Annotated in this window: 24 protein-coding genes and 1 tRNA gene; 18 read left to right on the plus strand and 7 right to left on the minus strand. The window is 37.6% G+C overall.

Annotation, left to right across the window (positions count from 1 at the left end; genetic code table 11):
• Nucleotides 1–28 precede the first annotated feature (28 nt).
• The 4 genes from RWM19_RS03540 (at nt 29) to RWM19_RS03555 (ending at nt 3,263) form a co-directional block, all read left to right on the plus strand.
• The gene (locus tag RWM19_RS03540) at nt 29–1,378 is read left to right on the plus strand and encodes an MATE family efflux transporter (protein ID WP_313983771.1); all 1,350 of its coding nucleotides are present in this window, start codon (nt 29–31) and stop codon (nt 1,376–1,378) included.
• Between the two features lie 12 nt (nt 1,379–1,390).
• Nucleotides 1,391–2,026 carry an ECF transporter S component gene (locus tag RWM19_RS03545; RefSeq protein WP_313983775.1) on the plus strand — a complete coding sequence of 212 codons (636 nt, stop codon included), beginning with the start codon at nt 1,391–1,393 and terminating at the stop codon, nt 2,024–2,026.
• Nucleotides 2,019–2,819, plus strand: a complete 801-nt coding sequence (locus tag RWM19_RS03550) for a hypothetical protein (RefSeq protein WP_313983778.1) — start codon at nt 2,019–2,021, stop codon at nt 2,817–2,819. Before RWM19_RS03545 ends, RWM19_RS03550 begins: the two co-directional genes overlap by 8 nt.
• Before the next feature lie 81 nt (nt 2,820–2,900).
• A complete protein-coding gene (locus tag RWM19_RS03555) occupies nt 2,901–3,263 on the plus strand; it encodes a class Ib ribonucleoside-diphosphate reductase assembly flavoprotein NrdI (protein WP_294023358.1) in 363 nt (120 codons plus the stop codon).
• Between the two features lie 29 nt (nt 3,264–3,292).
• Here RWM19_RS03555 and pyrR read toward each other — a convergent pair whose 3' ends face one another.
• On the minus strand, nt 3,293–3,829 hold the full coding sequence (pyrR, locus tag RWM19_RS03560; protein ID WP_294021514.1) for a bifunctional pyr operon transcriptional regulator/uracil phosphoribosyltransferase PyrR: 537 nt from the start codon (nt 3,827–3,829) through the stop codon (nt 3,293–3,295).
• 57 nt (nt 3,830–3,886) lie between these two features.
• Here pyrR and msrB point away from each other — a divergent pair, with 57 nt between their 5' ends.
• Nucleotides 3,887–4,363, plus strand: coding sequence for a peptide-methionine (R)-S-oxide reductase MsrB (msrB, locus tag RWM19_RS03565; protein ID WP_313983783.1), 477 nt, complete (start codon nt 3,887–3,889; stop codon nt 4,361–4,363).
• Nucleotides 4,364–4,442: 79 nt separating this feature from the next.
• On the opposite strand, the gene RWM19_RS03570 is transcribed toward msrB, so the two are convergent.
• Nucleotides 4,443–5,333 carry a fructose bisphosphate aldolase gene (locus RWM19_RS03570; RefSeq protein WP_313983786.1) on the minus strand — a complete coding sequence of 297 codons (891 nt, stop codon included), beginning with the start codon at nt 5,331–5,333 and terminating at the stop codon, nt 4,443–4,445.
• 204 nt (nt 5,334–5,537) lie between these two features.
• Here RWM19_RS03570 and RWM19_RS03575 point away from each other — a divergent pair, with 204 nt between their 5' ends.
• Genes RWM19_RS03575 through RWM19_RS03585 form a run of 3 tightly spaced genes read left to right on the plus strand, consistent with a single transcriptional unit; the run spans nt 5,538 to nt 8,318 of the window.
• Nucleotides 5,538–7,079, plus strand: a complete 1,542-nt coding sequence (locus RWM19_RS03575) for an MBOAT family O-acyltransferase (protein WP_313983788.1) — start codon at nt 5,538–5,540, stop codon at nt 7,077–7,079.
• Between the two features lie 19 nt (nt 7,080–7,098).
• A complete protein-coding gene (locus RWM19_RS03580; protein ID WP_294023362.1) occupies nt 7,099–7,326 on the plus strand; it encodes an acyl carrier protein in 228 nt (75 codons plus the stop codon).
• Nucleotides 7,327–7,361: 35 nt separating this feature from the next.
• On the plus strand, nt 7,362–8,318 hold the full coding sequence (locus tag RWM19_RS03585; protein ID WP_313983792.1) for a hypothetical protein: 957 nt from the start codon (nt 7,362–7,364) through the stop codon (nt 8,316–8,318).
• A 65-nt stretch (nt 8,319–8,383) separates the two neighbouring features.
• On the opposite strand, the gene RWM19_RS03590 is transcribed toward RWM19_RS03585, so the two are convergent.
• Complete coding sequence (locus RWM19_RS03590; protein WP_313983795.1) at nt 8,384–9,847, minus strand: peptidoglycan binding domain-containing protein; 1,464 nt, start codon at nt 9,845–9,847, stop codon at nt 8,384–8,386.
• A gap of 134 nt (nt 9,848–9,981) precedes the next feature.
• Between RWM19_RS03590 and RWM19_RS03595 the strand changes: the two genes are divergently transcribed.
• From RWM19_RS03595 to RWM19_RS03610, 4 genes are read left to right on the plus strand one after another with little or no spacing between them, the layout of a single operon-like run.
• Entirely contained in the window at nt 9,982–10,527 is a 546-nt protein-coding gene (locus tag RWM19_RS03595; protein WP_313983798.1) for a hypothetical protein, read from the plus strand.
• Between the two features lie 59 nt (nt 10,528–10,586).
• Nucleotides 10,587–11,795 (plus strand): ATP-grasp domain-containing protein, encoded by a 1,209-nt coding sequence (locus tag RWM19_RS03600; protein WP_313983801.1) that lies wholly within the window; start codon nt 10,587–10,589, stop codon nt 11,793–11,795.
• An 11-nt stretch (nt 11,796–11,806) separates the two neighbouring features.
• Nucleotides 11,807–12,517 (plus strand): amino acid racemase, encoded by a 711-nt coding sequence (locus tag RWM19_RS03605; protein ID WP_313983804.1) that lies wholly within the window; start codon nt 11,807–11,809, stop codon nt 12,515–12,517.
• 9 nt (nt 12,518–12,526) lie between these two features.
• Nucleotides 12,527–14,047, plus strand: a complete 1,521-nt coding sequence (locus RWM19_RS03610) for a UDP-N-acetylmuramoyl-L-alanyl-D-glutamate--2,6-diaminopimelate ligase (RefSeq protein ID WP_313983806.1) — start codon at nt 12,527–12,529, stop codon at nt 14,045–14,047.
• A 95-nt stretch (nt 14,048–14,142) separates the two neighbouring features.
• Here RWM19_RS03610 and RWM19_RS03615 read toward each other — a convergent pair.
• Nucleotides 14,143–14,218: transfer RNA gene (locus RWM19_RS03615), tRNA-Thr, on the minus strand.
• Nucleotides 14,219–14,311: 93 nt separating this feature from the next.
• Between RWM19_RS03615 and RWM19_RS03620 the strand changes: the two genes are divergently transcribed.
• The 5 genes from RWM19_RS03620 to RWM19_RS03640 all read left to right on the plus strand — a co-directional run bounded on the left by RWM19_RS03620 (nt 14,312) and on the right by RWM19_RS03640 (nt 17,910).
• A complete protein-coding gene (locus tag RWM19_RS03620) occupies nt 14,312–14,947 on the plus strand; it encodes a hypothetical protein (protein WP_294022614.1) in 636 nt (211 codons plus the stop codon).
• Between the two features lie 19 nt (nt 14,948–14,966).
• The gene (locus tag RWM19_RS03625) at nt 14,967–15,899 is read left to right on the plus strand and encodes an FAD-dependent oxidoreductase (protein ID WP_313983809.1); all 933 of its coding nucleotides are present in this window, start codon (nt 14,967–14,969) and stop codon (nt 15,897–15,899) included.
• Nucleotides 15,900–15,909: 10 nt separating this feature from the next.
• Nucleotides 15,910–16,257 (plus strand): hypothetical protein, encoded by a 348-nt coding sequence (locus RWM19_RS03630; RefSeq protein ID WP_313983812.1) that lies wholly within the window; start codon nt 15,910–15,912, stop codon nt 16,255–16,257.
• 223 nt (nt 16,258–16,480) lie between these two features.
• Nucleotides 16,481–17,191: a leucine-rich repeat domain-containing protein gene (locus tag RWM19_RS03635; protein ID WP_294022611.1), complete on the plus strand. Its 711-nt coding sequence runs from the start codon at nt 16,481–16,483 to the stop codon at nt 17,189–17,191.
• 11 nt (nt 17,192–17,202) lie between these two features.
• A complete protein-coding gene (locus tag RWM19_RS03640) occupies nt 17,203–17,910 on the plus strand; it encodes a leucine-rich repeat domain-containing protein (RefSeq protein ID WP_313983815.1) in 708 nt (235 codons plus the stop codon).
• Nucleotides 17,911–17,974: 64 nt separating this feature from the next.
• Here RWM19_RS03640 and RWM19_RS03645 read toward each other — a convergent pair whose 3' ends face one another.
• The 3 genes from RWM19_RS03645 to RWM19_RS03655 all read right to left on the minus strand — a co-directional run bounded on the left by RWM19_RS03645 (nt 17,975) and on the right by RWM19_RS03655 (nt 23,520).
• The gene (locus RWM19_RS03645) at nt 17,975–19,345 is read right to left on the minus strand and encodes a sodium-dependent transporter (protein WP_313983817.1); all 1,371 of its coding nucleotides are present in this window, start codon (nt 19,343–19,345) and stop codon (nt 17,975–17,977) included.
• A 139-nt stretch (nt 19,346–19,484) separates the two neighbouring features.
• On the minus strand, nt 19,485–21,350 hold the full coding sequence (locus RWM19_RS03650) for a glucose PTS transporter subunit IIA (RefSeq protein ID WP_313983819.1): 1,866 nt from the start codon (nt 21,348–21,350) through the stop codon (nt 19,485–19,487).
• A gap of 136 nt (nt 21,351–21,486) precedes the next feature.
• Nucleotides 21,487–23,520 (minus strand): AraC family transcriptional regulator, encoded by a 2,034-nt coding sequence (locus RWM19_RS03655; RefSeq protein WP_313983822.1) that lies wholly within the window; start codon nt 23,518–23,520, stop codon nt 21,487–21,489.
• Nucleotides 23,521–23,645: 125 nt separating this feature from the next.
• On the opposite strand from RWM19_RS03655, the gene RWM19_RS03660 reads away from it, so the two are divergent.
• Complete coding sequence (locus RWM19_RS03660) at nt 23,646–24,674, plus strand: ABC transporter substrate-binding protein (RefSeq protein WP_313983825.1); 1,029 nt, start codon at nt 23,646–23,648, stop codon at nt 24,672–24,674.
• The last annotated feature ends 15 nt before the right edge of the window (nt 24,675–24,689 follow it).

Consider the following 24,689-nt stretch of genomic DNA (forward strand, 5'->3'; position numbering starts at 1 on the left):
AGGTTTCAAGTCAATGGGGGGATGAGAAATGTTGAAGAATATCGCCAGGGAACAGTATACAGAAGCGATACGTATGGCATGGCCAGCTGTGCTGGAAAGTGTTTTTGTGTCTCTTGCGGGTATTATCGATACACTTATGGTTTCCTCTATGGGCACATATGCGGTAGCAGCTACAGGGTTGATTCTACAACCGAAGTTTCTCAGTCTTAGTTTCTTCTTTGCGATTAACGTCGCAGTATCTGCCTTAGTTGCACGAAGACTTGGACAGAATAATCGACGAAACGCAAATCAGGTATTAGTGACATCAGTAGCGGTCGTTATACTGTTATGTATTGCGTTAACTGTTATAACAGTGATTTTTGCTGATCCGCTCATTGCGTTATGTGGTTCTAATGCGGATACACATGAGGGTGCAGTAATTTATTTTAGGGTGATACAGATCGGAATGATATTCAATGTATTATCACTAGTGATTAACGCTGCACAACGTGGTGCCGGTAACACAAAGATTGCGATGGTCACAAATGTTACATCTTCCATCGTGAATATCATCTTTAACTATCTATTGATTGGTGGTAACTTTGGTTTTCCGAAATGGGGGCTATTTGGGGCGGCGTTTGCGACGGTACTAGGTACTGTATTTGCTTGTGGTATGAGTATCCAGTCATTATTTAAGAAAGATAGTTATGTTTCGATTCCCTATATTCTTGAGGAGAAGATTAAACCAGATTTTGAAGCATTTAATGCGATTCAAAAGTTGGGTGCGAATATTCTGTTTGAAAACTGGGCTATGCGTGTAGGTTTTATGACGACTGCTGTACTTGCGGCAAAACTAGGCACTGACCAGTTTGCGGCATATCAGGTTGGTATGAATATCTTATCGTTGGGCTTTGCGTTTGGGGATGGTATGCAAGTAGCGGCAGTATCGTTAATTGGAAAGAGTCTTGGACAACAGAAACCAGACTTAGCAAAGACCTATGGGCATGCATGCCAGTTAATTGGTGTAGTGATATCGGTTATATTTGCGATGGTCTTATTCGTTGGTGGAAGAACACTAAATCAGTTCTTCTTTGCGGATGAATCCGTAATTGAAATGGGTGTTATGATTGCTCGCTTTGTGGCAGTTATCGTACTATTTCAGATATCACAAATTATTTATGGTGGGTGCTTAAGAGGTGCCGGTGATGTAAAATATACATTGGTTGTGGCATTGATCAGTGTCGCAATTATCCGACCAATTTTAACTTGGGTATTGACCTCTGTATTCTCGCTCGGTTTAGTGGGTATTTGGTTAGGCGTATTATCGGATCAGTTGACAAGGTTTACATTATTACGAATTCGTTTCCATCAAGGGAAATGGGTGGAGTATAAGATATAGAAAGGCATTCAAATGGGTAATAAAACAAGAATTCAAAAAATGACGATTCTCAGTATGTTTATTGCGATTGAACTCATTATGGCAATGACACCAATCGGTTATCTTAACTTAGGTGCAATTTCCATTACGACAATGCACATACCTGTCATCTTTGCGGGTATCTTACTTGGGCCAACAGAAGGCGCAATTTTAGGATTTGTCTTTGGAATGACTAGTTTTTTAAAGGCAACCTTTGCGCCAATGATAACGAGTTTTTGCTTTTCACCATTCTATTCCGTTGGTGATATTCATGGCAATTTCTGGAGCTTACTCATTGCGTTTGCGCCACGTATTCTACTTGGGTATCTTTCTGGTTTGTTATATAACATATTTAAGAAAGCAAAGAAGAATAACTTTGCTGTAGAATCATTGATTGCGATTGGTATGACACTATTGCATACATTAATGGTCATGGGATTAATTTGGTTATTCTTTGGGCAAGTTTACGCTAGTGTAACAGGCTTAGCGGTATCGACCGTGATTATTACTGTCATTACAAGTAATGGTATTTTGGAGATGATAGTGGCAGGTATTATCATTCCGACAATGATGCGTGTACTTCGTCCAGTTTTAGATAAATTAGAGTTAGGAAAATCAGTACATGCATAATGAACAATCATACTATGCACGCATGCGTTCAACGATGAGTGATAAGTTGCGTGCTTTGGATGGGCAAGTTAAAAAGGGAATGCGTGTATTGGACTTTGGCTCAGGACCAAGTGAAGATGTTTATGAGTATGTACAATATTTTGAAGCGGATTATTATGCATTAGATAATTCAAGACAAGTACAGATATTACTAGAGGAAAAAGGGATTCGTTGTATCGACCTTACTTTTTTGAAGAGTACTGATATAAAGTTTGATATTATCTTTATGTCGAGCGTATTTCATGAATTACTTTCGTATCTTTCTCGTAATGAAGCAGCTAGTACGATGAATGTGGTGCTCTCTCATTTGAGCGAGCATGGAAAGTTAATTATTCGTGATTGGTGTGCACCAGAAGATAAAACCCTTGCTAGAGTTGAAGTGATTCCAACAAAGATAGACGAAGTGAAACAGTGGATCAAGGAACTTTCTGAACATGCGGTTTTTTTATCTGAAGTTGTTGTGGAGAAAAATATAATGCAAGCAAGTGTAGATGATTTATACAACATCTTATTACACGTAACTTGGGGTCGACAGTCTATCTTACGAGAAAGTAATGAATCCTATTTGGTTGATCAATCATCCATCAAACAGTTTATTCTTAATGGGAATCAAAATATTAAGCTAGTTAGCCAGTGCGCATATTATCAATCGGATTATACAAATTATTTGTCAAACTATTTTAAGGATGTAGAGTCATTTGTAAAACAATATCATATTTGTACAAAACAAGTTATTGTTCTCCAGAAGGCATGAGCATATATTTTGCAAAGATTCATGAGTGATGGTACGTTATAGACATCAGTTAGTGATAACTTACAGAAGGAGAAATATAAAATGAAAATCGTTTTTGTGACAAGAATGGGAAATACAGATGAATTAGTAAGACAGAAGTTAGGTTATTCAGATGCGATGTTAATCGTTGATGGTAGTGAAAAGGTTGAGGGAGACTATGTGCTCTTCACATATACGGATGGCTATGGTGAAGTTCCAGGTGTAGTTGAAAGCTTCCTAGAAAACAATAAGGCTGGCCTAAAGGGTGTTGTGGCGACTGGTTCTATGGCTCGTCATGCGGATACATTTGCTTTGGCTGGGGATAAGATTGTAAAGGACTTTGGTGGTGTATTAATCGCTAAGGTTGATGTTCAGGGAACGGAAGAAGACCACGCTAAGATCAAGTCTGCAATTGCGGCGTTATAACGAAAAGAAAACATCGGTTCGCCGATGTTTTATAGTTTATAGAGTTTTACAACTGTTTCATCATCGATACCATCGATGGAAACATCAATGAGTTCATCACGAGAGGTTGGTACATTCTTGCCTACGAAGTCTGGTCGTATTGGTAATTCGCGATGACCACGATCAATCAGTACTGCAAGTTGGATTGCCTTTGGACGACCATGCGAGAATACTGCATCAATCGCTGCACGAATCGTTCTGCCAGTGTAAATAACATCATCCACAAGGATTACAACATAATCTTGAATATTCTCGGGCAAAATGATGTTGGTTGTTTTTGGGGTTTCGCTTAGTTCCGTTAAATCATCGCGATATAAAGAGATGTCCACTTCCCCAACAGGAAGTTCTACACTTGTATATTTTTTTATATTTTCAGCTAGCTTTTGTGCGAGTGGAATACCGCGACGCTTGATGCCGACTAAACATACATTTGGAGATGAACTATCTCGTTCGATAATCTCATGAGCGATACGTGTTAGGGAACGCTCGATTTGTGCTTGATCCATGAGTTCTGTAATCAGTTCCATATCATACCTCGTATTTTCATTATACAAAAAATTAGTTAGAAAGTGATAGGTAATCCTATGAACGAAAAAATTAGAAAAAATATATTAGAAACGGAATATAACAAACCTTCAAAGGAAGAGTTGAAAGAGAAGTTAACTGCGTTACAGTATGAAGTAACACAGAATGCAAAGACAGAACACCCTTATCAAAATGAGTATGATGATTTATTTCAGAAGGGCATCTATGTGGATATTGTTTCAGGAGAACCATTATTTTTGTCCACGGATAAGTTTCAGTCTGGTTGTGGATGGCCAGCATTCTCTAAGCCAATTATTCCAGATGTGATTACTGAGAAGATTGATTTACAGTTTGGTATGGTTCGTACGGAAGTGCGTAGCCGTTATGCGAATAGTCATTTAGGACATGTCTTTGCGGATGGGCCGCGTGATAAGGGTGGCTTACGTTACTGTATCAATAGTTCTTCCTTGCGCTTTATTCCAATTGAGAAGATGGAAGCGGAAGGATACGGCAGTTATATAGAACTGATTAAATAGTTTATACATGCATATATGAAAAAAGAACTATTACACAAAACTGTGCCATAGTTCTTTTTGTTTCTGATAGAATGGATGACTATGCAATAGAAGCTGCGTAGATTTTGGCGATGGCTGCTTTTACAGTTGCGTCAAATTCTTCGTCTGTCTGTTGATAGCGTAAATCTTGTGCAAAGGCACGTGAGAAGGACGCAATCATACCGTGGTTGAGTGATAGTAGGTGACAAGCTTCATCTTGTGAGTATCCACCTGATAGAGCAACGACACGTACTACATGTGGATCTTTCATTAAATCCGCATATAAGTTATTCACAGTTGGAATTGTTAACTTAAACATCACTTTTACATCTGAACCTAGTTTTGCTAGATGTTCCTTGATGACTTCTAACATAAAGGCTTCAGATTCTGCCTTATGTGGGTTATGAATATCGACTTCTGGTTCAATGATTGCGACTGCACCAGCATGCCATACTTGTAGAGCAATATCAAACTGTTGTGCGATGACATCGCGAATACCTTGTTCATCGTAGTCGTAGATAACAGAACGCTCTTTCGTTCCAAAGATATGACGATCTTCAACGGCGTGTTTGAGTGTTTCTGCAAGATTTGGGATTGGCTTCATCAGTTTGACGTGATTCTTTTCTTCAGCCAAGCCTTTATCGATCTTTAAGATTGGAACGATTCCTTTCTCTTGCCATAAATAGTCAGCGGTATACTTGCCATCAATTGTACGGTCCATTGTATTTTCAAATAGAATTGCGGCTAAGATACCGTCTTTGTTGAAGGATGGTGTTTTGATAATACGTGTACGCATTTGATGTACACAGTCGAACATCTCCTCGTCATTTGCATAAGCTGTTTGGTCTAATCCATATGCGAGTAAAGCTTTTGGTGTTGATCCACCAGATTGGTCCAAGGCAGCAATAAATCCTAAATCTGAATGCATTCGTTCTAGTTGTTGTTGATTCATTATCTTACCTCCTGGTTAGCAATGACTAACTCTATATATATTATAGCCCTTTTTTTATAAAATAGTTCAAAATATGTGATGACAGTGGGAAATATGTGAAAATATGCAAAAAATTAATAATTTTTCAGTAGAAAATAGTGTAATTTCAGAAAACTAATTTATAATATTGAATGTTATTCTGTAGGAATGGAAAGATATTAACTTATGAATTTATCGTATAACGCTTTAGGTTATTTGGTTATATTTCTGCCGATTACGATGTTGTTATACCAGATTGTAAAACAGAAGTATCGATGGATTGTGTTGTTACTGGCAAATCTTATCTTCTTCGGGGTCTGGTCACAGTGGTTGGTAGTATATTGTTTGGTTACAACACTCATTACCTTTTTCATCGGTAAGAAATTAGGTGAGATGAAAAAGGCACCGGAAGGTGTAGATAAAAAAGTATTTAAGAAAAAGAAGAGTCGTATTTTAACAGCTGGAATTTTGTTAAACCTTGCGGTGTTATTAGCCCTCAAGTATACAAACTTTTTTGCGACAGGTATTTTTGCGGTGTTCCAGCAATCATTTACACCGTTAAAGATTTTGGTTCCAATTGGAATTAGTTATTATACATTACAACTTGTTTCTTATCTTGCGGATATCAATAGTGGAAAGATTGAACCGGTACAATGTTATGCAAAGTTATTGTTGTTTGCGACATTCTTTCCAACGTTGGTGGAAGGTCCTATTGCGCGTTTCTCTGAGATTGGTGAAACTTTGACAGAAGGAAAGCCGATTGAACAGGAGAATATGATTATTGGATTTGAGCGTATTCTTTGGGGTATGTTTAAGAAGGTTGCGATTGCGGATCATTTGGCACCTGTCGTATCTTCCATCTTTGCCTCACATGATTCATCTGGTGGGCTTGTACTAGTTGTCGCAATCTTCTGTACGATTCAGTTGTATATGGACTTTTCAGGATCAATTGATATTGCGATTGGTAGTGCAAGAATCTTTGGTATCGTATTACCAGAGAACTTTACACAGCCATTCTTTGCCAAAGGTGCTTCGGATTTCTGGCATCGCTGGCATATAACATTAGGTACATTCTTTAGAGACTATATCTTCTATCCAGTATCCCTTTCAAAGCCAGTGATGAAGCTGACGAAGTGGTGTAAAAAGCATCTGGGTAAGACCGTCGCAAAATATATTGGACCTGCGATTGCGTTATTCTGTGTGTGGATATCAAATGGTTTGTGGCACGGTCCACAATGGAATTATATTCTGTATGGCATTTACTACTTCATCTTGATATTCGTAGAATTATTTATGGAGAAACCAACCGAGAACTTCTGTAAGAAGTTCCATATCAACCAAAACGGATTTGGCTATCGTATCTTCCGTTTTATAAAGTTAATGATTATCGTATGTTTTGGTGAGATGGTATTTGCGGCTTCTTCTGGAGCACAGATTATCACGATGATTCAATCCCTGTTTACACGCTTTGATTGGGCGGATGCTTGGTCAACCATTCCATATCTTGGCATGGATGCGTGGGATTACATCACCGTTGGGGTTGCGTTTGTGATTGTGGTGATTGTGGATGTCTTAAAAGAAATTGGTTATCCAATTCGTAAAGTATTTGAAACAAAACCACTCGTTATACGATGGAGTATTTTGTATCTTGTGATATTCTATATTATATTCTTCGGTGCATATGGACCGGGATATGATATTATCAAAATGATGTACGCTGGATTCTAGCGTCAAAAGGAGAAAAAACATGGAAGAACTATTAGAGATTTTAAACGATATTAAAGATGATGCGGATTTTGAAAACTGCACAACATTGATTGATGATGCTGTATTAGATTCATTTGATATTTTATCAATCATCAGTGCTTTGAATGATCATTATGACATTCAGATTCCAGCATCTGACATCGTACCAGCAAACTTTAACAGTGCCGCTGCGTTACTTGCGATGGTACAAAGATTACAAGCTGAATAAGTTGTATCTTATTTTTTAAACAGTAAGGAGTATGTATGAAGAAAGCATTGAAACCAGTTGCGTTTCTATTGGTTTTGATATGTTTACTGATGGTTACTTCATATCTTGTAACACCAAGGGGATATGAAAATGTATATGACATTCAGTTGGTAAATCGAAAAATTAATGCAGTGAGCCAAGAAAAAGAGAATACGCTGGATGTCCTATTTACGGGTGACAGTGAGGCCAGTAATACATTCTCTCCTTTCCAGTATTGGAAAGAACAGGGTATCGCTTCCTATAATCTAGGTGGTAGTGCACAACGTTTAAATGACTGCTATACCGTTCTAGAAGACGTATTGAAACATCAGAAACCAAAACTATTGGTGTTAGAAGCCAATACTTTATTCCGCAAGAATGCGGTTTATAACCAGGATGATTCCGTGTTGATGTGGGCAGAACAGTTATTCCCTGTACTGCATCATCACAATATCTATAAGACAATCAATCTTAGTGTTAATTTACTTGGTGCAACCAAGGAAAACGCATATGCGGATCAATGTAAAGGCTATTATGCGCGTGTGAGAATTCGTCCATATCGTGGCTCTGATCAGTATATGAAGACCAACAAGCGTGATACGACTCTCTATCCGGAAACACTAGAATACTTTGAAAAGATTGCGAAGCTGTGTAAGGAAAATAACGTTGAACTTATTGTGGTAAGTGTCCCATCTCCAAAGAACTGGAGTGACGCAAGACATGATACGATTCAGGAGTTATGCAATCAGTATGATGTTACGTATTATGATTTAAATAAGTTGGATAACGTACTCGCTCTTGATTGGACAACAGATACTTTAGACCGTGGAGACCATTTGAATATGAATGGCTCAAAGAAAGTTAATGCTTATTTTGGTAAGATTTTAAAAGAGAAGTATCATATTCCTGATCATCGTGGAGAGGCGGATTACGCTATCTGGGATAAGCAGGAAGCTGAACTGAAGTTATATTAGAGTTCTCAGTAATGAGAACTTTTTTTGTAGGAATTAAAAAATGCCACTGTGTAGTGGCATTGATACTATCCGTGATAGGAATATGCGTTTGAGTTGGCGTTAGCGGTACCGGTTAGATTTACTGGATTACGATAGTACGCTACAACCGCAATATCATTTGGAACGTTCGCATTCATATATGCAGCGGAGTCGTTTGGTAAGTTGATACAGCCATGTGATCCTGCATATGTATAACGGTTACCACCGAACCATGGTTGCCATGGAGCGTCGTGGAAGCCAATGTTGTATGCGAATACGATGAAGTAATTGACTGGGGAATCATATTCTGAGCCATCGTAATCTGTACCTTTTAAACTTGTGTTTGTGACACGGTATTTAATACGGAAGACTCCATCTGGAGAACCGCTACCCATATTGATATTTCCCGATACGATATCGGATGTAAATACACGTTCGCCATGTAGCACGTAGTACATTACTTGGTTTGTGTAATCAAGTTCTACGTAAGTATCACCAATATCATTCTCTAAAGTTCCTTGTGCTGTTTGTGACCACATTGGTTGTCTTTCAACCATCTTTCCAGATTCAAGATCAGACTTTAATTGTGTAAATTCAGAATCTTTATCTAGGATGTAGCCGTAGTCACCACCACCGATTTGAATATCATCGCCAGCTTGTGTTCTAAATGTACGAACTTTACCGTAGGTATTAAAGTTTGAGGCTAGCTCTTCTACGTAAGCCTGTAACTTTGTGTCATCAACAGTTACATCGTATGTATCAGAGATACTTAATACTTTTAATACAGATGCTTTATCCATGACTTTTTTGGAGGAACCGATCGTATAGGAAACGGCACTCTTTAAGTAACTTTCAATCTTCTTTACTGCATTTGTAATCTGTTCAGAGTTTGATGTGATTTCTGGGGCAGTGAAGTTTGCGGTATTTAGCGTTAATTGATAATTTTGGTTATTGATCGCAGTATCAATTTCCTTTTGTACAGCTGCTGTATCAGCACCATACTTAGCCTCGATAACCTTGTAGTTATCGTCGTTAATCGTAATCGTTGCGTTAACTGGATCTTTTGTTAGTGACAACAAGTCTTCTAATTGTTTGTGAAGTTTTGATTCACTATATTCTACTTGAATTTCTTTGTGCTCTGGCTGTAATAAAGAGAGTGGCCAAGTGAATACATTTTGTGATTTGATTTCTTTTTCAACAGAAGACTTCGCATTACTTGCAAGGCTTAATGAGATATCTTTACCCTTTACTTCGTAAACCTTATCTCCAGGAGCAGTAATCTTAATTTTGTATGTGTTTGTGGCATTGGTAAGTGTACTAACACTTGTGTCTACATCCATGAAACTAACATCTGTATTACCGACTGTTGTGCGGTAGAAGAAGTGCTGTTGGAAATAGATAACACCTGCGATATAAATACCGATGGCGATAATACTCACAACTGCTAAGAGTATGAGTAGGACTTTACCAACGCCACCTTTCTTTTTTTCTTGTTTTGATCTGGCAGACATATATTCACCTCGTCATCTCAATATGCTTAGATATACAGGACAAGTATAGCATAGATGTATAAAAATATCTCTGCTAATAACTATGAAACAAAGGCATAATACTGATAAAATAAAGGGGATGTTATGGAGGAATCATGAAGACTCTAGTGATATTAATAGTACTAGTAGGCATATTGTGTCTCATTGGTACAATTGTGTTTGTATTACGTTTTAAACAATTTAAAAAGAGTATCTTTGAAATGCAAGCTACGCTTGATTGTGATGAGTTTACAATCACAGAACAAGGAAGTTATGCGATTTGGCTCAGAGTGCCAAGAGGTACATTTTCTTACCCAAGATTGAATATTGTGGTAAATGAGGTGGAAACCGGTAGGGAAATCCCAATCCATCATGAGACGTTCAAAGTTGAAAGCAGTTCATTTTCCTATCGTGCTCGACAGTACTTTTGGTTTGAGGCAGAAGAAGGTAACTATCTGTTGAGTATTCAACGTAATACGGATATGGAGAATATGCCTTTGATTGATAAGCTATTTAGGGTGGATGAGCAGCCATTAGATGGTTGTAGTGTGTTTATCGCAAAGAGGGTAAATCCTACTATGATTGGAGTTGGAATTTTGATCGCGGTGATAAGCTTTAATGCGATTCTATTTTCTATCATCATGATTTCTGGACTATTCTAATCAACTAAACAACTGTGTAGTATAATAGACAAAGTATATTGAAAGAAAAGAGGCTATTTATGAAGGAAAAAATCTATCCATTGTTATTTGGTGGTGATATAAACGTATATTCTGTCGCAAGAGCGTTTCATGAAGCGTATGGTTTGCGTTCTACATGTTTTGGCAAATATTTATCTGGACCTGCATATCGTAGTTCTATCATTGATTATCATGCATGTGAAAATAATGAAGATGCGGATGCGTATGTAAAGAATGTTTTGACTTTTGCGAACAGTCATCAAGATGGAAAGGTATTTGTGATTGGTTGTGGTGATGCGTATGTAAAATTGGCTGCTGAAAATAAGCATCTATTTCCAAAGAACTGTATCGTAGCAGGAATCGACGCTAAACTTTTAAATACCCTTATCAATAAAGAGAAGTTTTATGAGATGTGTGATCAGTATGGCTTAGACCATCCAGCAACGTTTATCTATCATAAAGAGATGGGTCATGATTTTACGCTGCCATTTACAGGGCCATTCATTTGTAAACCTTCTAATTCTGTAACCTATTGGGAACATCCGTTTGAAGGCAATGATAAAGTGTTCCTCTTACAGACAATGGAAGAATTATACGATGTATTAGATCGTTGTTATGCGGCTGGTTATCCAGATACGATGATTATTCAGGATTGTATTCCTGGTGATGATTCCTACATGCGTGTATTAACGAACTATTCTGATAAGAATGGCAAGGTAAAGATGATGTGCTTAGGCCATGTCTTACTGGAAGAACATACACCACATGGATTAGGAAACCACGCAGTTATCATGACAGAGAAGAATGAGGAAATCTGTATGAAACTTAAGAAATTCCTCGAGGATATTCACTACGTTGGATTCTCTAACTTTGATATGAAATATGATGAACGTGATGGTAAGTTGAAACTATTTGAAATTAACTGCCGTCAAGGTAGAAGTAATTACTATGTAACAGGTGCAGGTTTTAATATCGCACGCTATCTAGTGGAAGATTACATTGAAAATAAAGAACTTCCATTTGAAATCTGCGAGAATGAAAGCTTATGGCAGGTTGTACCATCCGATGTCGCAAGAGACTTTATCGTATCTTCATACCACGATAAGATGAGACAACTAGAAAAAGAAGGCAAGATGACAAACTCCCTTGTATATAAAGGAGAAAAGAATATCTTCCATCGTTTATGGGTTTGGTATGATTTAAAACGACAAAGAAAGAATTACGAGACATACGCAGTAAAGAAATCATAGAGGTGTCATGTATGGAACAGATAAAAGATAAATTAGGTATCTTAGGTGGAATGGGTCCACAGGCAACACAAATCTTATATCAATGGATTCTAGACCGCACCGATGCGGTTTGTGATCAAGATCATATTCCAACTATGATACTATCTGATACAAAGATGCCAGATCGTACAGCTGCGATTCTATCTGGTAATGAGAATGTCGTATATGAACGCATGTTGCATGATTGTCATTTATTAGAGGGTTGCGGTAGTTGTTGTATTGCGATTCCATGTAATACATCACACTACTTCGCGGATCGTTTGCAAAAGGAAATCTCTATTCCAATTATTCATATGCCACGCGAAACAGTAAAGCGTTTGGTAAAAACAAATCATAAGAAGGTGGCGATTCTTGCGACTGATGGTACGATTATGACTGGTGTTTATCGTCGCGAAATCGAAGCGGCAGGTATGCAAGCATGGCAACCGGATGCTGAGATTCAAAAGAAGGTAATGTCTTTAATCTATGATGAAATCAAACGTGGAGAAAAGGGCAACCGTCATACTTTTGCGGCAATTGATAGAGCAGTTAGAGATGCTGGCTGTGACTGTGCAATTCTTGGCTGTACAGAATTATCTGTATACCGTGAATACCATGGACTACCTTCATTCTATATCGATGCGATGGAGGTTTTAGCAGAGGAATGTATTCGCTTCTTTGACCGTGAACCATTGCATGTATAGGAGGTTTAGATGAAAAAATATTTATTAAAGGATTATATCTCTTTTTTACAAGAGAAGAATGTATTAGGAGATATTCGTTTATCTGATACATGCATGAATACTGTTGTAGAACTTGTGTCTTGTGACTCACAACAGGTTGTTAGGAATACATTATTCTTGTGCAAAGGCGTACACTTTAAAGCACAGTATTTACAAGATGCGGTAAATAAAGGTGCCTTTGCATATCTCAGTGAAGTAGAATATCCAGAAGTGAATATTCCGTGGATTCCACTAACAGATGTGCGTTACGCAATGGCAAACCTTGCGACGATGTACTACAACGATCCATGGAAGGAATTAAATGTGATTGGACTTACTGGCACAAAAGGAAAGTCAACGACTACATACTATATAAAGGCAATTCTAGATACATATCTTGAACGTATTGGTAAAAATGAAAGTGCAGTGATCTCTTCGATTGGCACCTATGATGGTGTTGAGCGTTTTGAATCACACTTAACAACACCAGAGCCACTCGACCTTGAAAGACACTTCAGAAATGCGGTTGAATCGAAGATTGATTTTGTAACGATGGAAGTATCTTCGCAAGCGTTGAAATATGACCGTGTCGTAGGCGTGAATTTCTCTGTTGCGGCATTTCTAAATATTGGCTATGACCACGTATCTTCCGTGGAACATCCAACATGGGAAGATTACTTTGCGTCTAAACTACGTATCTTTGAGCAATGCACATATGGACTAGTGAATCTAGATTCAGATCACTGTGAAGAGATTCTAGAAGCAGCCAAAGCTGCTGAGAAGGTAATTACATTCTCCGAAGCAAATGATACTGCCGACTTCTATGGCTACGATGTTCATAAAGTCGGAAATGATATTGTCTTTAAAGTACGTGGAAGTGACTTTGATGAAGAGTTTAAGTTATCAATGCCGGGATTATTCAATGTATCTAATGCGCTTTGTGCGATTGCGATAGCACGTTTATATGACATTCCTGTCAGTGATATTCAGTCTGGTCTTTATCATGCGAAGGTTCCTGGACGTATGGAAATCTATACATCGAATGATAAAAAGATTACCGCAATCGTAGATTATGCACATAACCAATTATCTTTTCAGAAATTATTTGAATCTGTACGAAATGAGTATCCTGGATATCGTGTAACGATTATCTTTGGTTGCCCGGGTAAAAAGGCACAAGATCGTCGTCATGACTTAGGCGAAATTGCAGGTAAGTACGCTGACTATATTTATTTAACAGAAGAGGATGCTGGGGAAGAAGATCCACTCGCAATTGCCCAGGAAATCGCAAGAGCTGTTGAAAAAGAAAAGGCACCATATGAAATCATCATTGACCGTGAAAAAGCTATTGCAAGTGCAGTTAAAGACGCCGCAAATGTGCAAGGCAACACAGTTATCTTGATTACAGGTAAGGGCGCAGAAACACGTCAAAAACGTGGTACAGAGTATATTCCGGTCATGTCGGATGTCGAGTGTGTAAATCTTGAATTAAAGAAATATAACGAGAAATAAAATAAAAGCATCTTCCATATACTATGCATGTTATGCGTACAAGGGGGAGATGCTTTTTATGAAAAAAGCCCTTTGATTAGGGCGTATCAGTATTATGGTGCCGACAACAGGAATTGAACCTGCGACCTACGCGTTACGAGTGCGTTGCTCTACCAACTGAGCTATGTCGGCGATGTTATTATTATACGTAATATCGATACTGAATTCAAATCATATTAGTCAGAAATATGATACAGTAGAATACAGAAAAACGTGAGGTATACTATGAAATTAACAAAGTTAATGTTGGCAGTATTATTGGTATTAGCAGGATGTGGTAAGGCAACACCTGAAGCACAAGCTAAGAAAACCGCAGAGACATTTATAAATGCATTAGATTCTGGGGATACAGAAAAAGCGAAGGAACAATCCAGTGAAGATGTTCAAAAGATGTGCGATGCGATTGAATCTTCCTTTAAAACACCAGCAAGTTTTTCATCAACAGATTTATCTGATGATGCGAAGAAAAAGCTAGCTGAAATTGAAAAAGAAATTAGAACTTCCTCTTTTGAAAATCCAAAAATTAAAGATGTGAAAGAAGTAAATGATCGAAAGTATGAAGTTACTTTCTCAATGGATTTTTTAGATACAGCTGATATTAGAAAATATTTTACAGGTGAAGAGTATAAAGCATTAATATCTACACTATCTGTTGAAGCGACGGAAATGCAGAAAAAAGATGGTGATGAGGCTGCTAAAAAGTATATGATGGAACAGCTTGTAGATAAGATTTATTCTGTTTATACAGAACAGTTAAAAGATAAGAAGTATAACAATGAGGATTCGATTATCACTCTTGAACAACAAGATGATGGTAAGTGGTTTGTGACAGATATTAAAGACGCAAAACAGGGAAAGTAAGAAACTAGAGGAATATACGATGACAAAGAAAAGAATTGCATATATTGGTGCAGGACCTGCGACCTTATATAGTATTCAGACACTTTTAAAACTTGGTGAATACGATGTTGAAGTGTTTGATATGAATGATCGTGCAGGTGGGGCTTGTTATACAGGAATTCCACAGTTTCGCTTCAATACAAGTTTTATCGATAAGTTGATGGATGAACTCACATCTGCAGGTGTAGAATTTCATTTCCAAACAACAATTGGAAAAGATATTCCATTTAGTGACTTACAAAAGAAGTTTGACCGTATTGTAGTCGCAATCGGTGCCCAGGTAGAAAATATGTTTGGTTTAGAAGCGAAGGGTGGCTGTATTGCAGGGTTAACCTTACTGCATGATTTAAACATTAAGCACATGCATGATTTCTACAAGGAAAATTACAAACACGCCGTTGTGTGGGGTGGTGGTAACGTTGCGATGGATTGCTCAAGAAGTCTTGTGCGTATCATGGATGATGTAAAAATCATCTATCGTCGTAGCGAAGCAGAGATGCCAGCACACAAGGGAGAAATCAAAGATGCACGCAATGAAGGAGTTACATTCCATTTCTTAGAGAATATTAAAGAAGTATTGCGTGACGAGACGGGAAAAGTAACTGGTGTGAAGGTTATTACAATGGAACTAGGTGAACCAGATGAAAGTGGAAGAAGATCAACCCATGAAGTAGAAGGTAGTGAACATATCATTCCATGTGACCTTGTCGTTGCAGCGATTGGACAAAAAGTAGACTTTAGTGTTCTGGATGAAAAACTGAATTTGACTTCCGGTCAACATCAGAGTACAATAGAAAATGTACTAATAACAGGGGATGCATATTTAGGTCCTCAATCTATCGCAACCGCAATTAAAGACGGGCGAGAAGTTGCGACAGAAGTACATGAATCGTTTAAAGAAACAGAAAGATAGAGGGAATGATATGGATAAATATCGTGTTGGAATTAATATGTTGGTAGCTGCCGCAATCCTTAGAGCACTTATATTATGTACACCACTAGGTTGGTTAGCGATTATTAGATTGTTCTTAAACATTACATGTTTAGTAATAGTGATTGGTGGTCTATGGTACTTATACCAAGCAACTGGGAGACAAAAGATAACAAACGGTTTGATTTACACAGTACTTGCGATGGTAGCTTATCGTGTTGTGTTAGGAATCATCCACAGTATTGTAGGTGGTATTATCACACTTGTGATTGTGGTATGTGCTCTATGTTACTTACGTGTATATAAGTACGAAGAAATCCTAAAATTTGTGAAACAATAAGAGTAAAACGTAAATAAAAGCCGAAAGGAAACACGTGAATATCATTTGTGGTGCCTTCGGCATTTTTTAGGAAAATGAAAGTAATAATGATCTTAAAATTATAAAGACTTAAGGATTTCAATATGTTCAACAATATATAATTGTGAGAAGATTAAATCAGTTTAATTGATATTAACAACAAAATATTATTAATACTATTCATGAAAATATAGGGGGTATTCTTATGAACAAGAAATTATTAACAGGATTATGTGCAGGAATCATGCTTGTGGGTTTAGTAGGATGTGGACCTAAGGAACCAAAACAAGATACTACAACAAGTACTTCAACTACAGAAACAAAGGAAACAGAAAACAACAACACAGCTACAACAAATAACTCTGAAGTAACAGAGAAGAACTTCAAAGACTTCCCTGAGACAGATGAAAAGTACTTCACATATGAAGAGTGGCAAGAAGGTTATGCTATCTATAGTTGTACTTCTGACGATAAGGTTGTTCGTGTACCAAAAAACATTAATGGTAAACCTGTTATAGCGATTGCACAGCGTGGTATGGCAAATCTTGAAAAATGTGAGGCAATCGTCTTACCAGATACAGTAAGATATGTTGGAGAGTCATCTTTTGGTCGAGATAAAGCATTGAAGTACATTTATTTAGGAACATCTTTAGAAACTGTAGATGATCACGCATTTTTAGGAGCAAGTTCTCTAGAGTCTGTTGTATTTCCGGAAGGAACAAAATCAATTGGTCAATTGGTATTTTCAGACACACCATCAATCAAATCGATCACAATACCTGAAAGTGTAACTGAAATAACAGACTTATTTTACTTCCCAGAAAATTCAAATAAGAATGTAGAAATTCATACACCAAAAGGATCGGCTGCAGAAGAAGCTGCGAATAGTCTAGGTCTTAAAGTAGTAAATAACTAAAGGGGAATAGTATGAACAAGAAATTACTATCAGGCTTATGTGCAGTGGTACTCTTATCGGGTTTAGTAGGATGTGGACCTAAGGAGTCAAAACAAGATACTACAACAAGTACATCAACAAATGAAACAAAGGAAACTGAAAATAACACAACAACTACAAACAACTCTGAAGTAACTGAAAAGAATTTTAAAGACTTCCCAGAGACAGATGAAAAGTACTTCACATATGAAGAGTGGCAAGAAGGTTATGCTATCTACGGTTGTAGTTCAGAAGATAAGGTAATTAATGTACCAAAAACCATTAATGGAAAACCAGTCATTGCGATTGCAGAGCGTGGCTTAGCAAATAATCAAACTTGTGAGGCAATCGTATTACCAGATACAGTTAGAGTTATCTCTAAATCTGCATTTACTCTTGATGTAAATCTAAAATTTATCCATTTAGGTAGTTCTTTAGAACGTATAGGTGATAATGCATTCAACGGATGCAATTCCCTAGAATTCGTTAAGTTCCCAGAAGGAATGCAGGAAATTGGAATTAATGTATTTGCGAATGCAAAAGTAATTAAGTATATAGAAATTCCAGCAAGTGTAACAGAAATTACAGATGTATTTTATTTCACAGCAAGTAATAATCCAGATGTCGAGATTCGTACACCAAAGGGATCAAAGGCAGAAGAGGCTGCCAATAGTTTAGGGCTCAAGGTTATAAACAATTAATGCAGTATTAAAATTAGTATTCATAAAGAAAGATAGTGTAGAGAAAATTCTACACTATCTTTGTTTATTTCATAAATGTGCTGATATATCCCTGGATAAAGATCCACATGATGATAAGTGGAATAATATAGGTCACATATAGGCGTGCCCATTTAGGGAATTTGATGCCTTTTCCTTCATTTGCTTCTGCAAGGAAGTTACCAAAGCCCCATCCATATTTGCTTGTGCAGAATATGAGATAGATTAGACAGCCAATTGGTAGTAGGTTATTACTAACGATAAAGTCTTCTAAGTCCATAATATTTGTGCCTGCACCTAACGGTGTAATGTTTTGCAATACATTAAATCCTAATATACATGGTAGTGATAATACAATAATGACGATTGCATTAATGAGTGAGGATTTCTTTACGGATACTTTTGTTAGATCGGAACTAAAGCCAATCATATTTTGGAAGATGGCAATGACAGTAGAGAGTGCCGCAAATGCCATAAATAGGAAGAATAGTGCTCCCCATAATTGTCCTAAAAACATATGGTTGAAGATATTTGGTAATGTTACGAAGATGAGTTTTGGTCCTTGCGATGGTTCTACACCAAATGCGAAACAAGCTGGGAAGATAATGAAACCAGCCATGATTGCCACAAGTGTATCGAGTCCTAATACGTGTAATGCTTCACCAGTGAGTGCGTGTTTTTTATCAATATAGCTGCCGAAGATTGTCATTGCACCAATACCGATACTGAGTGTAAAGAAGGATTGTCCTAGCGCTGCGAAGATAACTTTACCGATACCAACTTCTTGAATGGCTGCTAGGTTTGGCTTGAGGTAGAATTCAAGTCCTGCCTGTCCTCCTTTTAAGAAGATGGAATTGATACCTAGTGCTACCATCAAGATGAGTAGGGCGACCATCATCTTAGAAGTGATTTTTTCGACCCCGTTTTGTAGTCCCATAGAGCAGATGCCAAAACAGAGTATGACTGTAATTGCCATGAAGATAAACATTGTAAGTGGTTGGTTCATTAGACTACCGAACTGTTCACCAACTGCAGTTGCGTCTAAACCATTGAAGTCACCACGCAATGTTTTGAAGAAGTATAGTAATAACCAACCTGTAATTGTTGTGTAATACATTGCAAGTAAGTAGTTACCACCCATACCAAACCATTTGTAGATATGCCACTTAGTTCCTTTTGGCTCTAATTCATTAAAGGCAAGAGCGATGCTTTTTTGGCTAGCTCTACCGACAGCGTATTCCATAATGATGATTGGTAGACCTAGTAATATTAAACACGCAATATAGATTAGTACGAAGGCCGCTCCACCATATTGTCCGACGATGTACGGGAATCTCCAGACGTTGCCTAAGCCGATTGCACAACCTGCGGATAATAAGATAAAGCCGAGGCGTGATGAGAGTTTTTCACGTTCCATAATGTATACCCCTTTTTATAATGCCCTTATCATACCAAATTCTTTTGGAAGTTTTATATATAAAATGTAAAAAATATGAAAAAAAGATATAGTTTTATGAAAATAATTACTATATCTTTTCAAAAATAATATTTAGTATTTATGCGGCTTTTTCAATCTTTTCGAAATTTGCGCTATTTGTTAATACGACGATAACTGTATCTGGATGATTTGCGTCTTTAATCTTAGCACGGTCGAAAGTAATTAGTTTATCACCTGCATGGATAACATCATCTTGTTTTACAAATGCTTCAAAGCCTTCGCCATTCATCTGTACTGTATCAACACCTACGTGGATGAGTACTTCTAAACCATCCTTGGATTGTAATCCAATTGCATGTTTTGTAGGGAATAGCATCATCACTGTTCCATCAAATGGCGCATATACTGTTCCTTCTGTTGGGACAATACCAACGGATTGACCCATTGCTTCACCTGCAAAGACTGGATCAGGTATTTCACTTGCAGGAATAACTTTTCCTTTTACTGGGGAAAGGACGATGCCTTTTTCTGTTGTGATAATTGTTTCTGCTTGTGGTGCCACTGGAGAAGGAGTAGATGTTGTGGTTGTTTCTGGCTCTACACCATCATTTTCTTTCCAGAATAAGAATGTTAGTACAAAGGATGTTCCGCCTGCTACTAATAGTAGGATTGTATATGTAAGTGGGTTTGATGCGATAAGGTAACCTGGAATACCAGTTACACCGTTGGCTGTTGCGCCAATGTGGAAGATAGCTCCAACTAAGGCACCGATTGCACCACCAACTGCTGCGAATACAAATGGCTTCATCAAGCGTAGGTTAACGCCGAAGATTGCCGGTTCTGTAATACCTAGGGAAGCAGAGAGTGCGGATGGGATAGCAACTGTCTTACGCTTAGCGTTCTTTGTCTTTAGACCTACAGCCAAGCAGGCACCAAACTGTGCAAAGTTTGCGGCAGACGCAATTGGCATCCATGTGTTTAATGCACCAGTACTGAGCATACCTAACTCAATTGTGTTGTACATGTGGTGTAGTCCCATGACAACTGTGATTGGGTAAAGAGCACCCATTGCTAGAGCACCGAATGGGTTAGCAACTAACACTGTTGCGGCGGATAATACCCAACTTTCAAGTGTTGCGAAAATTGGACCGATGACCATGAATGTAGCTAAAGCAGTTACGATAACAGTTGTAAGTGGTGTTACAAATAAGTCGATCATCTCAGGTACAATCTTGTGTAGCTTGATTTCAATCTTACTCATAACCCATACTGCGATAACAACAGGAATAACATGTCCTTGGTAACCTAACTGATTGACTTGTCCAAGTGTATAGCCAAAGATGTTAATTCCCTTGCCAAATAGATACCAAACATCATATCCATTTGCGGCATTCCAACCATTTGTAAGTGCAGGGTGGACCATCATCAGTCCAATAACTGCACCTAAGAAGATATTTCCACCAAATACATGTGCTGCAGATACCGCAACAAGCACTGGTAAGAATGCAAAGGATGTATTAGAAGCCATGTCTAAGAATGCATACCAGTCCGTAGACGCAAAGGAAGGAATTGCCTTACCTAATGCCTCTACAAGACCCATCATTAAACCTGCAGCTACGATAGCTGGTAGGATAGGTACGAATACATCACCGAGTGTTTTAATTAATTGTTTCCACCATGGCATTTGAGAAGCTGCCGCAGCTTTCACATCTTCTTTACTGCCACCAGTCACTCCACTGATCGCAATAAATTCATCGTAAACTTTATTCACAGTACCGGTACCGATAATAATCTGTAATTGTCCACTAGAATTAAATACCCCTTGAACACCTTGTACGTTCTCTAATGTCTTTACGTCAACTTTACTGTTGTCTGCAATGACGAGACGTAAGCGTGTAGCACAGTGTGCAGCACTGATAATATTTTCTTTACCACCAAGTGTCGCAAAGATTTCTTCTGCACATTTTCTATAGTTTAGTTCCATAAATGAGCCCCCTTCTTTTTTGTTTCATAGCTCGGTATCATTTTACAATAAAAACGAAAAAGAGAAATAGATGATTGTTGTAAAATGACACAATAGATATGTTAATACGACAAAAAAAGCATAAGAATATTATCTCTTATGCTTTATTGTCAATACGATATTGATTTGGTGTGCTACCAGTATGTTTCTTGAAGAACGTATAGAAGTAGTTAGAGTTTTCAAGACCTAGTTTTGATGAGATTTCTAATGTGGATAAATCTGTTTCAACGAGTAGTTTCTTTGCGAGTTCGACACGACTGACATTGATGTATTCTTTCATCGACATTGCATACTGTGATTTGAAGATTCGATTTAAGTACGTTGCGTTATAATCCATCGATAATGCGACGCTATCTGCAGTTAAATCAGAATCACATAAGTGTTGGTCGATATAATTCTTTGCATTAGAGATTAGATCGAGTATCTTCTCTTCTTTCATATCCGTAAGATACTGACTGTATGCATGCATGAGATGTAGAATATACTGATTAATCTCTTGGATGTCCGTGGTTGTACTCAGTTTATTTTCAAACTGATACGTTGGTAAACTTGGAATCGAAGAGATAGAACGGATGCGGTCACGTAAGCCAGAATATAACTTTGTATAGAAGAATTGTAGGGAATTATAGTGTAAGGATTTCATGAGACTAAACCACTCGTTGAATGTTGCGGTAATTTCTTCCTCACGTCCGTGTTCAACCGTATAGAGTAAACGTTGTTCGGTTTCTTGAATTGTAGAGAAGTTTGTCATAAAGTGAGGCATATCAGACTCACGATAGAAGAATTTTGTGGAATCGAGAATACGCAAGAAATATAATTGCGATAATTTTTGATATGAAGTATAGACTTTTGATAGTGGTTTAGCATCACCTAGGAATACTTTGATATGATGTGTTTTTGCGTAATTCGATAGTGCCTCAACGTTTACTTCATTTGTAATAACAGTATAGAGGTTATTGATGGAATGTACTTCTTTTTTCTCACCGAATAGAGTGAGAATATGATTGTTTGATAAACTATCTAAGATACAAATATAAATATCTTTTGTTGTATCAAAGTCGAGGGAGTTTCTTAGAAGAGGTAGCTTTTGGTTTAAGAGCAACTTGGTCAGATAATCCTGTTTGGCTTTATGAGTCGCTTCTTCCATCTTGTGTTGTTGGTCATGAATCCAAAGTGTAACTGCGTTATTAACGGAGTTTTTTGAAGAAGACTTCAGTTCAAACTTATCCATAATTTCATAAAGTGGTGTGTAGTAGTACTTATTAATAAAGTAACCTAGTATCACTATCAAGATAAAGTTGATTACAATAATCTCTAAGAATAAAGGAACATAGGAAGAGAAACGGTTGATGATACTGTTTGATTTTACCTGTTTTGCGATATAGAGATTGTAGTCTGGTTGATATGAGTAGAAGTATACATCATCATCGATAGTCTTAAAGTGACTATCATTATCTGATGTAAAATTTAGGGTTTCAATTGGAAGATACGCATTTCCTGTAGAACTAAAATAGGTATCCTGTTCTGGGACATAGATGAATTCTGTCGCATCGGTATCTCGAAATAAGGAACGGTTAAAGAGATATGTATCAATATTGACGACCATGGATACATCTGTATCGCGAATACCGGTGAATTGTAATGTATAGACCCAAACTTGATTTGGTAGTTGACGCAACTTTAATAAATGGTTATTTGGAGTGAACGCAGATTGATCGTCAAATTGGTCAAATGAAGATGAACCTGCATTGGTTGTATATACCGTGTTGGATGACTTATTCAAAAGATAAATCGAATGAATAAATGGATTCGTACTATCCAGCGCATGAAGGGTACGTAGGTACTTTGCGGCTTGGGTAGGCGAGATATCTGTTGCGTTACGTAGACTGATAGCTTCACTGGAGTAGAATGTATTATAAGCAGCATAACGAACTGTATCCAATGAGTGGGCCATCAGATTTTTAAAGCTTTCTTGGGTACTTAAGTGATAATCAATCAGACTCTTTTTTCTAGAATCATTGATATTTTTGAGTAAAAGTAGACTGACGAAGATAAAAAATAACGCGACAATGAGAATTAATCGCTTGCGTAATCTATCGATACTATTTTGCAGTTTTGTGGATTCATTCATATAATAGGCACTTTTCTGGATGTTTAAATATTTGATATTCACATAATATCACAATTTTTAAGTTTTAAATATGTTTGAGTATTCCTACAATATGATTAGTAAGTGAACTCAGGAGGAAAGAAATCATGAAAAAATTTTTCTTACTACTTGCGGCATCCGCAATGTTAATTGGATGCACAAATAAACCTGCAACAACTTCCACAACAGCAACTGAAAATACAAACTCAGGTGGAAAGTCAAAGGTTATGCTGTACTCCTCATTAAAGGAACAACAATTAGAAGCTTTAAAAGAGGGATTTGAAGCTGCTCACCCAGAGTATTCTTTAGACTACTACGCAGCTGGCACATCTAAGGTTGCGACAAAGATTGCAACAGAAAAGCAGTCTGGTCAAATCGCTACTGACTTAGTATGGATTGGTGACCCATCCAACTATGTAACATTTAAGGAACAGGGTATCTTAGAAGCTTATGAATCACCAGAAGCTGCTAATATCGATGAAAAGTTCAAAGATCCAGAACACTTCTACACAGGCGCACGTCTTGTAGTTATGGGCTTAACAACAAATACAAATACAGTTCCAGAAAATGAAGTTCCAAAGACTTGGAAAGACTTATTAAAGGATGACTTCCAGGGCCAAATCGTTATGACAGACCCAGGTGAATCCGGAACAACATTCTACTTAGTAGCTAGCTTGATGAATAACCCAGAATATGGTGTTGAATTCTTCGAGAAGTTAAAGGAACACGGTGCTGAATTAGAATCAGGTACAACTTCTACACATACAAAGGTAGCTGCGGCTGCTTATAAGGTAGCTATTGGTGTTGACTACGTTACACAATCTCTAGCAGATAAGGGTTCTACAATTCGTTTCACATATCCAGAAAAGGATCTAATTGCTGTATCTAGTCCAATCGCATTACTCAAAGACTCACCAAACCCAGAAGGTGGTAAGGCTTTATATGACTACATCCTTTCTAAGGAAGGACAAGAAATTCTTGCGAAGAATGACACAATGCCAATCCGTGGAGATGTTAAGAAGGAAGGCACACTATCATTAGATGAAATTATCGCTCGTGCAATGGTTGCGGATGACAAGGCAATCGCTGAACAGAGTGCAGAAATCTTAGAGAAGTTCGACAAGATTTTCAAATAAACAACTAGGAGAAAA

Origin of the sequence: uncultured Solobacterium sp. (genome assembly GCF_963517755.1) — a bacterium.
In the GTDB taxonomy this organism is placed as follows: Bacteria; Bacillota_I; Bacilli_A; order Erysipelotrichales; family Erysipelotrichaceae; genus Bulleidia.

Excerpts from the sequence above, each read along its gene's own strand:
- RWM19_RS03550 (WP_313983778.1), top strand. The coding sequence starts at position 2,019 with ATGCATAATGAACAATCATACTATGCACGCATGCGTTCAACGATGAGT.
- RWM19_RS03660 (WP_313983825.1), top strand. The coding sequence starts at position 23,646 with ATGAAAAAATTTTTCTTACTACTTGCGGCATCCGCAATGTTAATTGGA.
- RWM19_RS03645 (WP_313983817.1), bottom strand. The coding sequence starts at position 19,345 with ATGGAACGTGAAAAACTCTCATCACGCCTCGGCTTTATCTTATTATCC.
- RWM19_RS03630 (WP_313983812.1), top strand. The coding sequence starts at position 15,910 with ATGGATAAATATCGTGTTGGAATTAATATGTTGGTAGCTGCCGCAATC.
- pyrR (WP_294021514.1), bottom strand. The coding sequence starts at position 3,829 with ATGGAACTGATTACAGAACTCATGGATCAAGCACAAATCGAGCGTTCC.
- RWM19_RS03590 (WP_313983795.1), bottom strand. The coding sequence starts at position 9,847 with ATGTCTGCCAGATCAAAACAAGAAAAAAAGAAAGGTGGCGTTGGTAAA.
- RWM19_RS03575 (WP_313983788.1), top strand. The coding sequence starts at position 5,538 with ATGAATTTATCGTATAACGCTTTAGGTTATTTGGTTATATTTCTGCCG.
- msrB (WP_313983783.1), top strand. The coding sequence starts at position 3,887 with ATGAACGAAAAAATTAGAAAAAATATATTAGAAACGGAATATAACAAA.
- RWM19_RS03625 (WP_313983809.1), top strand. The coding sequence starts at position 14,967 with ATGACAAAGAAAAGAATTGCATATATTGGTGCAGGACCTGCGACCTTA.
- RWM19_RS03600 (WP_313983801.1), top strand. The coding sequence starts at position 10,587 with ATGAAGGAAAAAATCTATCCATTGTTATTTGGTGGTGATATAAACGTA.
- RWM19_RS03545 (WP_313983775.1), top strand. The coding sequence starts at position 1,391 with ATGGGTAATAAAACAAGAATTCAAAAAATGACGATTCTCAGTATGTTT.
- RWM19_RS03650 (WP_313983819.1), bottom strand. The coding sequence starts at position 21,350 with ATGGAACTAAACTATAGAAAATGTGCAGAAGAAATCTTTGCGACACTT.
- RWM19_RS03555 (WP_294023358.1), top strand. The coding sequence starts at position 2,901 with ATGAAAATCGTTTTTGTGACAAGAATGGGAAATACAGATGAATTAGTA.
- RWM19_RS03595 (WP_313983798.1), top strand. The coding sequence starts at position 9,982 with ATGAAGACTCTAGTGATATTAATAGTACTAGTAGGCATATTGTGTCTC.
- RWM19_RS03610 (WP_313983806.1), top strand. The coding sequence starts at position 12,527 with ATGAAAAAATATTTATTAAAGGATTATATCTCTTTTTTACAAGAGAAG.
- RWM19_RS03620 (WP_294022614.1), top strand. The coding sequence starts at position 14,312 with ATGAAATTAACAAAGTTAATGTTGGCAGTATTATTGGTATTAGCAGGA.
- RWM19_RS03585 (WP_313983792.1), top strand. The coding sequence starts at position 7,362 with ATGAAGAAAGCATTGAAACCAGTTGCGTTTCTATTGGTTTTGATATGT.
- RWM19_RS03580 (WP_294023362.1), top strand. The coding sequence starts at position 7,099 with ATGGAAGAACTATTAGAGATTTTAAACGATATTAAAGATGATGCGGAT.
- RWM19_RS03655 (WP_313983822.1), bottom strand. The coding sequence starts at position 23,520 with ATGAATGAATCCACAAAACTGCAAAATAGTATCGATAGATTACGCAAG.
- RWM19_RS03540 (WP_313983771.1), top strand. The coding sequence starts at position 29 with ATGTTGAAGAATATCGCCAGGGAACAGTATACAGAAGCGATACGTATG.
- RWM19_RS03640 (WP_313983815.1), top strand. The coding sequence starts at position 17,203 with ATGAACAAGAAATTACTATCAGGCTTATGTGCAGTGGTACTCTTATCG.
- RWM19_RS03570 (WP_313983786.1), bottom strand. The coding sequence starts at position 5,333 with ATGAATCAACAACAACTAGAACGAATGCATTCAGATTTAGGATTTATT.
- RWM19_RS03635 (WP_294022611.1), top strand. The coding sequence starts at position 16,481 with ATGAACAAGAAATTATTAACAGGATTATGTGCAGGAATCATGCTTGTG.
- RWM19_RS03605 (WP_313983804.1), top strand. The coding sequence starts at position 11,807 with ATGGAACAGATAAAAGATAAATTAGGTATCTTAGGTGGAATGGGTCCA.